The sequence below is a fragment of the Leptospira sanjuanensis genome, assembly GCF_022267375.1.
In the GTDB taxonomy this organism is placed as follows: Bacteria; Spirochaetota; Leptospiria; order Leptospirales; family Leptospiraceae; genus Leptospira; species Leptospira sanjuanensis.
This window is the reverse complement of sequence record NZ_JAIZBH010000001.1, coordinates 2,526,762-2,540,833: the sequence shown is the minus strand read 5'-3', so window position 1 is coordinate 2,540,833 and position 14,072 is coordinate 2,526,762. Positions and strand designations below refer to the sequence as shown.

Genomic DNA, 14,072 nt, shown 5'->3' with positions numbered 1-14,072 from the left:
TTTCGCGGTTTTGTTTTTTAGAAAGTAAATTCGGATTTGTTGGGCTTGTCGGAACTTTGCCGTTTTTCGGAGACTGTGGGAACTCATACGAAGTGTGCGGGTTTTACGGTCAAACTCAGAATTGTGGGAACTCATACGAAAAACGCGGGTTTTGAGTACCTGATCTCGAATGTAGGAACTCACACAATCTGCGAGAGGGATGCGCAGGGCTTGTCTCGAAGCGCGCCTTGGGGAACATTTGATTTCCGCGCGAAGAGATGAGCGAGCAGCGAACCCGGAGCAGCGCGTTTCCCGCTTTGCGGGAACTCGCCCTAAAAATCGACAAACTCAATTCGGTCTTTCCGTCGGAACATTTCGTTTTTTAGAAATGTGGGAACTCATACGAAAATCGCGGGGTTTTACAATCCAACCTTGAATTGTGGGAACTCATACGTTTACGAATCCTATAAACGACTGGAAGAACGGATTTGAGGCTGTGAAACGGTCCCGACCTTTCCCGCAGAGGAAAGGTCGGATTTCTTTTTAACGGAAGAAAATAAACGTAAGCAGGATGAAGATAGGAATCAAAATTCCGAAAGAATATAGAACGTATCCTCCGAAACTCGGCATCTTTACCTTATTCTCTTCCGCAACGGATTTTACCATAAAGTTAGGCGCGTTTCCGATATAAGTCAGAGCGCCCATAAACACCGCACCGACCGAAATCGCCTTCAGAATCGCTTCGGCACGACCGTCCGCCAAAATCTGCGCGACGTCGTTCATTCCCAACGTTCCCTTCGCCAATGACAAGAACGTTAAGTAAGTCGGAGCGTTATCCAAAACTCCCGAGAACAAACCGGTTACCCAGAAGAACTGCCAAGTTTCGGTGACACCCAATTCTTTTCCGTGGTGTTCCAAAAGAATGAGCGCAGGAATCATCGTAATAAAGATTCCTATAAACAGATAAGCGACTTCCTGGATCGGATGCAACGTGAATTTGTTGTGTTCTCTCACATGTCCTTTGGTGGTAAGTTTGGAAAGAACGATCAGACCGATCAAAACTCCTTCGCGGATAAACGCGATGTACGGATTTTCCACGATCGCAGGGATGTAGTTTTGATTTAAATAAGCGACCGCTAAGACGACTCCGAGAAGCCAGATGAAATTGACCTGACCTTCCAAGCTGATCTTTTCGTGGCGCTTATGATCTTTCTTGAGATCGGTTTGGGTTTCTTTTTTATACGCGATCGTATCCCAGATAAAATACAGAATCAAAAGAAGAATTCCCGCAACGAGCAACTCCGGTAAAAGTTTAAACGTCCAGGTAAACGGAACCCCGATCAAATAACCGAGGAACAAAGGGGGATCTCCAAGAGGAGTCAGGGAGCCTCCGATATTCGAAACCAAAAAGATAAAAAAGACGACGGTATGGACCACGTGTTTTCTTTCCGAGTTCGTTTTCAGAATCGGACGAATCAAAAGCATGGATGCGCCGGTCGTTCCGATAAAAGAAGCCAGAAACGTTCCGATGATCAAGAAGATCGTGTTGTTGAGAGGAGTCGCGGTAATATCTCCCTTCAAACGGATTCCGCCCGAAATATAAAACAAGGCGCCGAGAAGAATGATAAAGGGAACGTATTCGAACACGAGCGTATGAACGATCTTTCCGAACCATCCGTGTAAAACCAGAATGGTAAACGAAACCGCCGCCAACGCAAGGGCGAGAATCAGCTTGTTCGTGTTGCTTTCCCACCAGTGAGAAGTCGCGTGTGAAACGATCGGTAAAAGAGCGATGCTCAAAAGCATAAGAACGAAGGGAAGCACGCTCCAATACGGAAGTTCGTCTCCCTGCACTTCGTGATGGCCGGAAGATGCTTCGTCGTTATGGGAAGAATCATGGGTCTCCGTGGTTTGCACGGGCGGTTGTGTTTCCCCCGCCGGTTCGTCCGCTATAAGCGCGACGGACGGCAGGGTAAGAAGGATCGCCAGAAGGACGGATGTAAGTTTTTGTTTCATTGCTCGTATCATCTGAAGAATTTTTAGACATTCTCGGGATTCGGAAGAAAGAGTAAAAGTAAAAAGACTTTCTTTGCCTTTTTTTTCCCCGTTTAACACAATCTATTTTGCGAACTTTTTTAGATTGCAGAATTTTTCAAGAAAGAGATGCTTTCCTGTGAAGTCCCCGAATAAAATTGTGCGAAAACGCGATTTACGGATGTCAGATGAAGAGAAGGGTTTCCCTCAAGGAATTCTAAGAAGATGGAAGCGTTGTTTGCAAAAAAAGTCTGTTTAACTCCGGCGGAGATCGAACAACGATTGAAGTCCGTTTCCATTCAACCCACGATACAGAGAATTTCAATCTGCCAGTATGTTCTTTGCGAGGCCGATCATCCCACCGCGGAAGAAGTCAAAGAATGGGTCGATAGCCGTTCCTTCAAAATGAGTTTGGCTACCGTCTACAACACGTTGAACATCCTTGTATCGGCAGGGCTTTTGAGAGAATTCAAATTTTCCTGTTTGGGAAAATCCGTTTACGACAGCAATATCGTGGATCACTATCACTTCTTCGACGAAAAGAGCGGTAAGTTCCATGACATCGATCCTTCTCTTCTTTCCCTCAGTTCCAATCTTCCCGCCGAGTTCCTGGTCAACAAAACTGATATTTTGTTAACCGGAAAACTGGCAAGCGATCCATCGAGCGACCTGAATTGCGACTCATAGGGATTTAATTCATTGAGTTTAGGAAGCGAGACGCCGAGTTTAGAGGGCGTGTCGGCTAACGAGCTCCGGAACACGGCGAGTCGCTCTCTTGCAAAGTAAGAAAACGATCCATCTTTAAAGATTGATCGCTTCTCCCAAAGCGGCGCCGAAAGACTCCATTACGGTTTCTGAAAGTGTAGGGTGTGCAAAGATCGTAGTCGCGATTTCCTTTGCCGTCAACTCCTGCGTGATTCCGAGTGCGACCGCCGGTAAAAGTTCCGTAACACCGGGACCGATGAGATGCGCTCCTAAAATTTCTCCCGTAGTCTTATCCACGATCACTTTGGTAAAACCGCCAGCGTCTCCCATCGCCTGCGCTCTTCCGCTTGCGGTAAACGGAAACTTTCCTACGCTGATCGTATAACCCATGTCAGTCGCTTTTTTTTCGGTGAATCCGATCGAAGCCACTTCGGGATGACAATACGTGCAACCCGGAATCGCGTTGTAGTCGATGGGAACGTAGCTCAAGCGGTGGGGATTTCCCGCGTGGATCGAAATCGCTTCCGCGGCTTTGATTCCTTCCATGGAAGCGACATGCGCGAGAAGAGGAGGGCCGTTGCAATCTCCGATCGCGTAGATATGAGGAACGCTTGTTTTGTATTTCGTGTCCGTCTTTACGAAACCTTTTTGTAAAAAGACTCCGATCTCTTCGAGGTTCATCGCGTCCGTGTTCGGAACCAATCCGATGGAAACGAGAATCTTTTCCGCTTCCAAAACTTCTCCCGTTTCCGGGAGATTTTTTCCCTTGAGTAGAACCTTTACTTTTCCGTTTTCCAGTTTCGGATCGGAAACTCCTACGTTCGTTAAAACTCGGATTCCCCGCTTTACAAACGATCTTTCTAAGAATGTAGAAATCTCTTTGTCTTCCACGGGAAGAATCTGGTCCAGCATTTCGACTAACGTGACTTTGGCGCCCATCGTCGCGTAAAAGTCCGCGAATTCCACTCCGATCGCACCGGCTCCCACGATTAAGAGCGATTCTGGGATTTTTTCCTGAACCATCGCGCTTCGGGAAGAAAGAACGGTCGTTGGATCGAAGGGCAAACCGGGGAGTTCTCTCGCTCTTGCACCCGTCGCGAGAATGAAATACTTCGAAGTGATTTCCTCTTTGGAAGTATCGGGCAGCCAAATCGTATTCGAATCTTTGAATACAGCCGTTCCCTTTTTTCGGGTGATTTTGTTTTTGTTTAATAAGAATTCCACGCCGGAAGCCATACCGTCCGCGACCTTTCTGGAACGCGCGATCATAGAGGGTAAGTCCGGCTTTGCGCCTGTAAGATCGATTCCGAATTCTTTAGCGGAACGCATCTTTTCCAAAAGGTGCGCCGATTCGAGCAAGGCTTTGGTGGGAATACAACCCCAGTTCAAACAGATGCCGCCGGGCCTTTCTTTTTCGACGACGCAGACGTTCATTCCCAACTGAGCGCCTCTGATGGCCGCGACGTAGCCGCCTGGCCCCGCGCCGATGACGGTGAGATCGTAGGATTCTGGCATAAAATTCTCCGGAACTATTAGAGTCCTTTTCGGAACGGTTCCGCAAGAATTATTTTGAACGGTCGGAAAGAATCCTCCGGATCAAGCGCTTTTCTTTTTCAGAACGAGAATCATTCTTCCCGCCGAATTTTTGAACTTCGTCTCGTTGAATCCGGAATACACGTGCATGATCTCGAATTTATGTCTGAGAATCATCCGTTCGATTTCGGGAAGATAGAAAACGCGCATAACGTGTTTATCCCGAATTTCCTTCGTATTGATCTGATAGATGTAATTCACTTCCACCATCGTGGACGTATCGGCCCTGACCAAACGGAAACCTCGGTTTCTTTGAATCGTAGCGCTTTGTGATTTGATCTGGGCCACCGGAGTGATCGGTTTTCTTTTGATCGTTCTAAGCGGCTCCGCGTTCCAAACTTCCAAAATCGCGAGACCGGCGGGTTTCAGATTCTGCTCCATGAGCTTGAGAGTGGAATCGATTTCTTCGTTCGTTAAGAGATAGTTAAACGACCCGAAAAGACTCATCACACAATCCAGAAGAACGCCGGATTGATACGTCTGCATCGGAGATACGTCGAACTTGCAATGCGAATATCTTTTTTTGGCGACGTCGATCATACGGGAAGAGGAATCGATTCCTTTGGGACGGTAGCCTAAGGATTGAAAATAACGAACGTGTTCTCCGGTTCCGCAACCCATATCGAGAATCGTCATGATTCTATGTTTGCGGAAAAGCCGATCCAAAAACTTGGCTTCGGAATCGATCTTGCGCGCGGGCTTTTCGATATCGAAGTAGAATTCTGCGAGTTCGTTGTACAACTTCATAAAAAATCGGTTTAGAGGTCTTGGAATCTGCCCGTTAAATATATTAACGGCAGTCTGCTTATGAAAATCCAATATTTCGGAATCATTTTCTTTTTTTTTAATTGTTCTCTCGTGTCTCTCGAAAGGCAGACCGGACTTAACAAAAGTCTTTGGAGCGGCGATACGTTGATTTTGGGGGGAATTTCGGTTTCTCTTTTGTTTCTCTTCGGACTGGTTCTGAAGGAAACCGTTCACAAGGCGCCCGATCCTTCGTCGAAGTCCTTCGAGGAGAATCGTGATTCGCACAAAAACGAAATTCTTCCGCGATCGGAAAACGCCGTTCTTACGAACTTCGAATCGAATGCAAAGCAGGATTCGATTTCGGAAACACGGACTCGGGTAGAATCGACGGTTCGAGCTCGAAACGTTTCGAACCTAAGAACGAATCCGAATGCGCATGCAAGTTTCGTCTGGAAGAGGGAAGTCCCCGCACATCCGGAACTCATACTCGCACATGAGACATTTTTAAAACAGCTCGGTTCTTATTTGAGCTCCGCTGAAATCTATTTTTTAAGCGGAGAAGTTTCGTTGCTTCTCGCTTCGAGAAAGGGAAAGATCTTTCATCTTCCCGAAAGCCCCGAAGAAAACGTAATTACCGAAAAAAGTCTGAGCGAGTTGCGTGAAGGAAGAATCAGTTTTACCGAATCGTTCGCGTTGATTCCGCTTTCGACCGGAACCGCACCGTTCGGATATCTCAAGATTTTGTTAAACGAATGGAATCTCTTGAACCCGAAAGAGTTCCGCTCCTGGAAGGAAGAATACGAAGAACAGGTTTCGATTCAATTCGAATCTTCCGATCCGGAAACGGGTTTCGGCAATCTTCACGCGTTCGAGTTGGACAAGCTTCGCGCGGAGGAGAACATTCTGATCTTTGCAAGTATTCAAACCGATTCTTCCCATCCGTATGTCTTGAAATGGATGTCCCTTTGGACTTCCAAAATCCTCCGAAAAACGATTCGCTTTTATAGAATCCGAAAGGATCGAGTCGCATTCCTTCTTCACGCCGAAGAATGGGACGCGTTCAGCAAAAATCTGAAGGAACTGATCGAATCCCTGCAAAACGAAAATCATCGAGTCGATCTCAACTTAGGCGTTTCGATTTTAGAAGAAACGAAGGAAGAATGGGTTTCAAACGCGAGAAAGGCGTTGGCCGCTTCGATCGAACAGGGACCGAACAGGTACATTTGTCTGTGAGCATCGATCCTTTACTCGACGAAAAATTCATTCTGACGATCTCTCAGATCTTTCCGGAATATTTGGACAAAACGTTGAACGTCACCGCGATCCGCGAGGCGTTCGGTCCTTCCAAAAACGAGGGGCTTTGTTACGAGAACTGTACGATGGTCGAGTTCAAGGGAGAAATCGAAGGAAAACTATTTCTCGCCATGGACGGATACACGAAGTTGAAACTTCTCCCCTTGGTCGCGCGCTCCTTTCACATCGATCCTACCGTACGGGCCGACGCACCTTCGATTCTGATGGAGTTCGCCAATCAGATCTGCGGAATGTTGATTTCCGAAATGAGGTTGGGAAGATTCGAAGCGGAACAGCTTCCTCCCGAAATTCTCAATCATAAACTCATACCGATCGATTTGGAAACGTACAGGCAATACATCCTGATTTATTTTTTAAAGGACGCAAAAGCGAAAGAGTATCTCGGAAGGGTTTATCTCATTCTTTTGATGAAGAAGTTTTAGACAAAAATAACGGTCTTTCGAAAAATTTTTGTGGAGATTTTTCCCGTAGCATAAACCCTCATTCGGATGAATTCTTTCAACGTATGGAAGGGATTGCCCTTTCTACTCGACTATTCCGGAATCAAAACTCCCCCGCAAGCGCGCATAACGGAAACGAGCCTGAGTCTGCCGAACTCCGTTTCCTTAAGAACGAAGATTCTCGAAAGCGGAAAGAATGCAAAGGCTCCGATCGTTTATCTCCAGCACGGGATGAGCTTTAAAGGAATCGACGATCCGCGTATTCTCGCGTTGGGAAACAATCTCGCCAATCGGGGCTTTCGAGTATATCTTCCCGAACTACCCGAAGTGAAAGGGCTGTTGATCCGTTCCGAAACGATCTCGAATATCCGGTCCGCGTTTTTAGGGATTCATGCTTTGGAAGGACGGCCTCTTTCTTATCTTTCCGCGAGTTTTTCAGCGGGAATGGGCTTTGTCGCATTAGCAAATCCGGAATGTCAGAACGCTCTTACGGCCGCGCTGTTGATCGGCGGTTATGCGAACTTCGGCCAGACCTTTGCGTTCGTATTAAAGAACTACGAGATCGAAAGTTACGCGGTGAATGTGATGATGTACAACTACATTCATCTGATCCGTTCTAAACACGAAGGTTTAAAGGAATATTTCTTAGAGTCGGCCTTGGACAACGGATTGTCTCGAACGCCCGATTCGCTCCGCGGTCCTAAGATCCTTGCCGGTTTGAACGAAGGTGATCGGAGCTTTGTTCGAAAGTTTTTGGAAAATGCCGAATTTCGGAAAGAATCCGCGGTCGCGATCAAAACGGCGGTCGCCGAACCCTTTGTGGAAGCGACTTCTCCCGCTTTCTTCGCGCATGAGTTTATCAAACCGTGTTTTCTGTTGCACGGAGACGACGATCCCGTGATCTCACCGCAGGAATCCAAGGATCTTCGCGAGTTGATTCTAAAGAACGGAAACCGAACGGTTCCGTTTCTGGAGACCAGTCTCTTGACGCACGGAGATCATCTTCCGTTTTATACGCGTTTGACGGAGATTTTGCCGATGGCATCCTTTTGGGGAGAATATCTTTTTTCCGCGAATCATCCATTCTAAGCGTGGATTTTTCCACAGCGTCTCGTCTCATAGCCGGCCGAACCAATCTTTGACCCTTTTGTTTCCGGGTGGAGGAGGGTTCGTAAGGTTCAAAAAAATCGACGGAATTCTCGAAGAAATCCGATGCGCCGATTGTTAAAAAGAATAGGATTTTCTTTTTTATTTATAATTTCACGGTAATATAAGTAAAAAAAAGTTTCATTTCAAGGGAACCTTATATACTACATTTAAGTTCCTTCTCTTTAAGTCGAAATTAGAAAGAGAAATGAACTTCGGTTTAGACCTGAAGATCGAAATACTATGAATGCGAAAGACGAGCCTATGAAAACACCAGCAACGGAATCCCAAACCGCCCCATCTCCCATTTCCATTGAATCGGCGATCAGCATCGGAATTTCCGCCGATCAGCTTTCTGCGGTGATGACCGTACGACCTTACAATCTCAAAGGCGAAAGCGTTTCCAAGGATAAGCTTTGGAGCATTATACTCGACTGGGGAATTCACAGAGAACGGATGTTAGTCGACGAGATCCGAAGAGTTTTGACTCTCTTGGACGAAGCGGGGAAACGAGGGGACTTTACTCCGATCAAGGTTGAAATCGCAAAAGGTGTCGCGCCGACTCCCGGAGAGAACGGTTGGGTTCGTTTTTATCATCCTATGGCAAAGCGCGTTAAGCTGCTCGAAGACGGACGCGCTGATTTCAGAAATATCGATCGATACATCAACGTAAAAATCGGCGAGAAGCTTGCCACAAAGTTCGAGGGAATTCCAGGCAACCCTGGTTTCGACGTTTTCGGAAACATCATTCCTGCACCGGCGATCAAACGTCCTAAGCTCGTGCTCGGGAAGAATATCGAAGAACGAAACGTTGTTGAAGAAGGAAAAGAACTTCAGGAATACTTTGCCGCGAGCAACGGCGTGATTTTCGTAACCGAAACTTCTATCACCGTTTCTCCCGAACTGCAAATTGCGGGCAACGTCGGACTTTCCACCGGAAACATTCAATTCGAAGGAAACGTGATTGTGCGCGGAGATATCGAACCCGGTTCTATCGTGGAATGTACCGGATCGCTCGTTGTCTATGGAAACTTGGAAAGCAATCAAATCAAGGTCGGTCAGGATCTGATCGTTCACGGCGGAATCAAAGGTTCGGGAACGGAAATCATTCACGTAACGGGAAGAGTACAGGCGAAGTTTATCGAGAATGCGCATCTCGAAACCGAAGGTGATATCATCATCGAAGGTGCGATTTTAAATTCGACGATCGATACTTTAGGGTCCGTTCTTTTGAGCGGCTCCAACGGCAACCTCGTTTCGAGCAAGGTAAGAACGAACGAAGGTGTTTCGGTCGTCTCCTTGGGTTCGAGCGCCGAGTTGGATGTTACCGTTGAGCTTGGATTTCATTTTAAGAACGATCGATCCTTTCAGGAAATCACCCGTAAGATCCAAATGGGTGAGAAGGAAATGGAAAAGATTCTTCCGAAAATCCAGCAGATCAAACACATGGTTCAGCGTTCCCGGGGAAATCTTCCCGAGGACAAGAAGGCGGCGTTTAAGACCGTATTCGAAGACTACAATAAGAAATTAAAGATTTTGAATATGCTCAAGTTCAAACAGGACTCCCTGAAAACTTCCCGTTTTAATCCGGGATCGGTTCGACTTGCGGTTCAAAAGGGAGCTTATCCGGGTGCCGTGATTCATTATAGAAGACAGATAGAGAAGATCACTAAATTTCAGTCTTCGTTTATGATGGTTTTTGAACCCGGTCAGGACAAAGCGATGATGGTCGCGTTGCAAACGACGAAGTAGTCCCGTTTTGTAGGAGTTCCTACGAAATTTTCGAATTAGAATGGGCTTGCCGTGAAGTTCGTTTTGTGATAAGTAGATTTTGCCGAGGTTTTCCCACCACCTCACCCCCCACCCAAAACAAGGGCGGGGCTCCGCGTGTTTCACAAAAAAATCGTCGGAAGAACGACGCATTCTTCAGCTTCAGTCGAAGATCTTCCTAAGATTCTCTTCCGTAACGGGAGAAACGATTCCCCGTTCGGTAATGATTCCGGTGATCAACGAAGCGGGGGTAACATCAAAGGAAGGGTTGAGCGCCTTCATTCCTTCTGGGGCAATCACTCCTTCGCTCAAGAACGGTTTTCCGTCCGCGTTCTTTAAAAATCCGAACGAAGTGACTTCTTCTTCCTTTCGCATCTCGATCGGAATATGACTTCCATCCGGGATTCTAAAATCCATGCTCTTGGCCGTGGCCGCGACGTAAAAAGGAACTCCGTGATGTTTGGCGACGATGGCAAGCGGATACGTTCCGATCTTGTTGGCCGTATCTCCGTTGGAAGCGATACGATCCGCGCCGACGACAACCGCGTCGATCTTACGGGAAGACATCACCCAACCGGCCATGTTGTCCGTGATGAGATACGCGGGAATTCCTTCTTCTTTCAGTTCCCAAGCCGTAAGTCTTGCACCCTGCAGATACGGTCTTGTCTCGTCCGCGAAAACCGTCAGAGAATGACCCGCGTCGCGTAGGGATCGTATAACACCTAACGCGGTTCCGTGACCGGCGGTCGCGAGCGCTCCCGTATTGCAGTGAGTGATGATGTTCAACGCGGAAGGATTTTTCGGAAATAAAGAAAGCGCATTTTTGGAAAGAGTCAGGTTGTTTCCGAGATCTTCCTCTAACATGAATAAGGCGAATTTCTCCGCTCCTTCTTGAAGATCGTTCAGTGTGAACGAATCATAGTCCGTTTCGGGAAAGCGTGCGGAGAATTCTTCGATCGCAAGTCGCAGATTGACCGCGGTGGGTCTGGATTCTAAAAGTTCGTGTAGTTTTTTTTTGAGTTCCGCTAAAGTCGGTTTCGAGGAAAGTCCGTTTAAATACAACGTGATCCCGAAGGCTCCGGTGATCGCGATCGCGGGAGCGCCTCTTACCACCATTTCGCGGATTGCGAAGATGCAGTCTTCCATCGTTTTTGCGTCGAGATAAGAAGTCGTACCGGGAAGAACCCTTTGATCCAAAAGAGTAAGCCGTTTGTTTCTCCAAAGAATGGGTTTTAATCCTGATTCCTGCATTTTTTTCTTCCCGACTATAAAGGATGAGGCCCGATTTTTCGATTTAAAGAATGTGATTGAAAAATCATTCTCCTTCTCCCGGAGAATGAGGAAACCCGGGGTGAATTTTTGCCCCGGCTTTGCCTGCTTGACTCTCTGACCACAGTTCGTATTCTATCCAATATGGCAAAAAGAAAATACCGAAACGGATTGTCGCTGTTCGGTTATTCCATTTTTCATCCGATCAATCTGTTTTTAATCGCGAACGTCCTGATTTATATTCTTCAGCTTTTTGCCGGCGGAACGGGAATCATAGAATACTACTTTGCGCTCACTCCCGCACGCGTGTTTCACGGATTTTACTGGCAGATTTTTTCATACGGATTTCTACACGAAGCGTATGGAACTCCTTTTATTCACCTTTTCTTCAATATGTATGTCTTTGTCATGTTCGGCGGCTTGATCTGTAAATACATTCCCGCTTGGAAGTTTACGATCGTGTACGTCGCGGCCATTTTGACCGGAGGATTGACCGTAATTCTCGCTCCTATCTTCGTTCAAGTATTAGGAATCCAGTATCCCATGGATTTATACCAAACCACCACGCTCGGTGCGAGCGGCGGTGTTACGGGAATTTTGGTTTTGTTCGGAATCCTTTTTCCGGAAACCGAAGTCTTTCTGATCTTCTTTCGGATGAAGGCCCGTTATGCGGCATGGATCTTTGTCGGCGGGGGATTTATCGCGGATATCGTTTCGGTTTATTATTTCCATTCTCCGTTTGTCGTGAGCAACTCCTGTCATTTGGGCGGGGCGCTCGGTGCGACACTCGTTGCACCTTGGATTTTAAAGGGAAATTCTTTCGACTCCGGAAAGATCTTTCCGAAGCGACAACCACCACAGGAAAATTCCGAATCCAAACCGCAAAACCGTTCTTTGGCGGAGGACCTCGATTCTCAAACGCGCAAGAATCGGGAACTGCTCAGCAGCCTTGCTAAGAAGAATTCCTTTTCCGATCAGGAAACATTTCTGACTCCTTTGCAACAAACGAACGTGAATTTGTGTCCTCCTCCCACGTATCAGCCCGAAGATCCGTTCTGTTTACGTTGTGAATGGCTTCCGAACTGCGCGTTACGAAAGCTGAAATTAGAGAGGGAATCTGGAAACTAATTGTTTCCGATTCTTTTTCCGATGCCTCTAACAAAAGAGATTTTTTTCCAAGAAAATTCGTCGTATAAATTGTTTATAATAGCGGAAGAAGTCCGATTTTCCGATACATTAAAATAGAACCATTTCAAAGATAGGGTGTAATTGTGACTCAGAATAAAAAGAGCGCTTTATTCGACATTTTAAAACGCGAGAAATTGGAGAAGCTTCTGAAAAAGAACGCACCTCCGAAGACCTCTGCGCCGAAAGAAAAGTCGCAATCACCCGCGATGGAAATTTCGGGAGAGAAGTCGGCGCCCGTCGATAAAAAAGATCAGGTTTCTAAAATTTACAAGGCCATGGACGAAGTGAAACTTGACGTTCGATATTATTTTTTAGAGGACGAATACAGGGATAAGATCGCGGGCATTTATATCAAAAACGAGGCTCATCTGGATCGTCTCGGGATCGAAGCCAAAAAATATCTGGATTATGCCCGCGAAAGTTTCGATCGTTACAAACAACTCGATAAAAAGATGCCTCTCGAACCCATGAACAAAAAATCTTGGGATCACGTCGAAAAGAGCTTAAACGAACTCATCGCCAAACTTCTCGAGAAGTTTGTTAAATAAAAAATCGCCCGCGAGCGGAAAAATCTGTAGGATCGTTTTCGAAGACCACGCCCGTTTTCAAAAATCTTCGGCCAGATTTCAAAATCGATACAGCCGTTTTCGATGGATCGAATTCTCTAGATTTGATTTCGAAAATTTCAACGAACTTTAATCCGGCTTCAACTCATTTCGATCGTATTTCTTTTTTGAATCCGAAAGGTTGGATCGATCAACATACGAAAAAAGCCGCAATCTCTTGCGGCTTTTTACATTCGAAAATTCTAAACTAATTTAGATTAAGTTAAACTCGAATTCAAAATCAGTTGAAGAATCTTTTGTTCGCTTCTTCGGGGATGGAAATTCCGGTGAGTTTCGCCTTTTGGATGATCTCCCAGAAATATCTGTAAGTCGCACGGTCGTGAAGATCGCCCGCATACTGGATCGGTCCCCATTCCGCGTTTTGAGCTTGGATAAGAATTTCAGCCGCAGTTTGCACTTCGCTGTAATCCGGAGCCATCGCGTCGAGGATCGCTTGGATCTGAGTCGGATAGATGGACCACATTCTCAAGAAGCCGAAATCGTCATGGGCGCGTTTTGCGTCCTTGTACGTTTGATATTGGTTTTTAAGATCGAGAGTTACGTTGTGCGCAGGGATTACTCCGTTTGCAAGCGCCGCCGCTACGAGATTCGCTTTTCCTCTTCTTAAAAGTTCGTGGTCGAACTGACCGGGGCTTTTCATACAGGAAGCGGGAATCGCTCCGTGGTGTCCCGAGATAAAGTCCATTAAACCGAAGTCAAGAACTTGTAACCAAGGAAGAGCCGCGATCTTTTCGATTTCCTGAAGAGCTCCGTTGGTTTCGATCAATACGTGAATCGGAATTTCCCTTTTGATTCCCGCTTTTTGAACCGCTTTTTGGATGTAAGTGATCATTTCCTCAACCTGGGCCGCGCGGGTCGGTTTTGGAATGGTGATGTATGCGATTTTTTCCCCTGCGCCCGGAACGATAATGTCTACGTCTTGTTTCCAGAATGCGTTTGTGTAGTCGTGAATTCTCACGCCGCTCATGTTGTGTTTGTTCAGTTCGCTGTTTTGAAGACGAACGATGAGTTCCGCGTGTTCTTTTTCTTTTCCGGTTTGCGCGCCGTCTTCGCAATCCATGGTGATGTCGAAGAGTCCGCCGAGTTTGTTCTGAAGTTCGAGGGCTTTTGTGATCAGCTTTTCCGATCCTGCAAAGTGCTCACAGGCAGGAATGATAGGGAAAGGCTTTTCTCCTTCGAAGAGCGCCTCTCTTGGATGAGTCAATTTAGACATAGAGATACCTTTAATTCTTATTTCGAGCCTGCAAGTGAGGGTGAAAAG

Annotated in this window: 11 protein-coding genes and 1 pseudogene; 7 read left to right on the top strand and 5 right to left on the bottom strand. The window is 46.5% G+C overall.

Annotated elements, in window-relative coordinates:
• Nucleotides 1-522: 522 nt before the first annotated feature.
• Nucleotides 523-1,995, bottom strand: coding sequence for a sodium:proton antiporter (locus LFX17_RS11395; RefSeq protein WP_238730358.1), 1,473 nt, complete (start codon nt 1,993-1,995; stop codon nt 523-525).
• A 243-nt stretch (nt 1,996-2,238) separates the two neighbouring features.
• Between LFX17_RS11395 and perRB the strand changes: the two genes are divergently transcribed.
• A complete protein-coding gene (gene perRB / locus LFX17_RS11390) occupies nt 2,239-2,700 on the top strand; it encodes a peroxide-responsive transcriptional repressor PerRB (RefSeq protein WP_238746772.1) in 462 nt (153 codons plus the stop codon).
• A 114-nt stretch (nt 2,701-2,814) separates the two neighbouring features.
• Here perRB and lpdA read toward each other — a convergent pair whose 3' ends face one another.
• Together lpdA and LFX17_RS11380 are read right to left on the bottom strand one after the other, a co-directional pair.
• On the bottom strand, nt 2,815-4,233 hold the full coding sequence (gene lpdA / locus LFX17_RS11385; protein ID WP_238746770.1) for a dihydrolipoyl dehydrogenase: 1,419 nt from the start codon (nt 4,231-4,233) through the stop codon (nt 2,815-2,817).
• Nucleotides 4,234-4,314: 81 nt separating this feature from the next.
• Nucleotides 4,315-5,058 (bottom strand): class I SAM-dependent DNA methyltransferase, encoded by a 744-nt coding sequence (locus tag LFX17_RS11380; protein WP_238730355.1) that lies wholly within the window; start codon nt 5,056-5,058, stop codon nt 4,315-4,317.
• A gap of 444 nt (nt 5,059-5,502) precedes the next feature.
• Here LFX17_RS11380 and LFX17_RS11375 point away from each other — a divergent pair.
• The 4 genes and pseudogenes from LFX17_RS11375 to LFX17_RS11360 form a co-directional block, all read left to right on the top strand.
• Nucleotides 5,503-6,291: pseudogene (locus tag LFX17_RS11375) on the top strand (hypothetical protein); the annotation flags it as partial.
• Nucleotides 6,282-6,794, top strand: coding sequence for a chemotaxis protein CheX (locus LFX17_RS11370; RefSeq protein WP_238730353.1), 513 nt, complete (start codon nt 6,282-6,284; stop codon nt 6,792-6,794). The pseudogene LFX17_RS11375 and the gene LFX17_RS11370, both read left to right, overlap by 10 nt.
• Before the next feature lie 66 nt (nt 6,795-6,860).
• Nucleotides 6,861-7,901, top strand: coding sequence for an alpha/beta hydrolase family protein (locus LFX17_RS11365; RefSeq protein WP_238730352.1), 1,041 nt, complete (start codon nt 6,861-6,863; stop codon nt 7,899-7,901).
• A gap of 300 nt (nt 7,902-8,201) precedes the next feature.
• Nucleotides 8,202-9,710 carry a DUF342 domain-containing protein gene (locus LFX17_RS11360; RefSeq protein ID WP_238730351.1) on the top strand — a complete coding sequence of 503 codons (1,509 nt, stop codon included), beginning with the start codon at nt 8,202-8,204 and terminating at the stop codon, nt 9,708-9,710.
• A 180-nt stretch (nt 9,711-9,890) separates the two neighbouring features.
• On the opposite strand, the gene mtnA is transcribed toward LFX17_RS11360, so the two are convergent.
• Complete coding sequence (gene mtnA / locus LFX17_RS11355) at nt 9,891-10,979, bottom strand: S-methyl-5-thioribose-1-phosphate isomerase (RefSeq protein WP_238746765.1); 1,089 nt, start codon at nt 10,977-10,979, stop codon at nt 9,891-9,893.
• Nucleotides 10,980-11,087: 108 nt separating this feature from the next.
• Here mtnA and LFX17_RS11350 point away from each other — a divergent pair, with 108 nt between their 5' ends.
• Nucleotides 11,088-12,125, top strand: a complete 1,038-nt coding sequence (locus tag LFX17_RS11350) for a rhomboid family intramembrane serine protease (RefSeq protein ID WP_319941249.1) — start codon at nt 11,088-11,090, stop codon at nt 12,123-12,125.
• A 143-nt stretch (nt 12,126-12,268) separates the two neighbouring features.
• Nucleotides 12,269-12,733 (top strand): LIC11177 family protein, encoded by a 465-nt coding sequence (locus tag LFX17_RS11345; RefSeq protein WP_238746763.1) that lies wholly within the window; start codon nt 12,269-12,271, stop codon nt 12,731-12,733.
• A 298-nt stretch (nt 12,734-13,031) separates the two neighbouring features.
• Here the strand turns inward: LFX17_RS11345 and LFX17_RS11340 are convergent, their stop codons facing one another.
• Nucleotides 13,032-14,024 carry an HpcH/HpaI aldolase/citrate lyase family protein gene (locus LFX17_RS11340; RefSeq protein WP_238730348.1) on the bottom strand — a complete coding sequence of 331 codons (993 nt, stop codon included), beginning with the start codon at nt 14,022-14,024 and terminating at the stop codon, nt 13,032-13,034.
• Nucleotides 14,025-14,072: the final 48 nt, after the last annotated feature.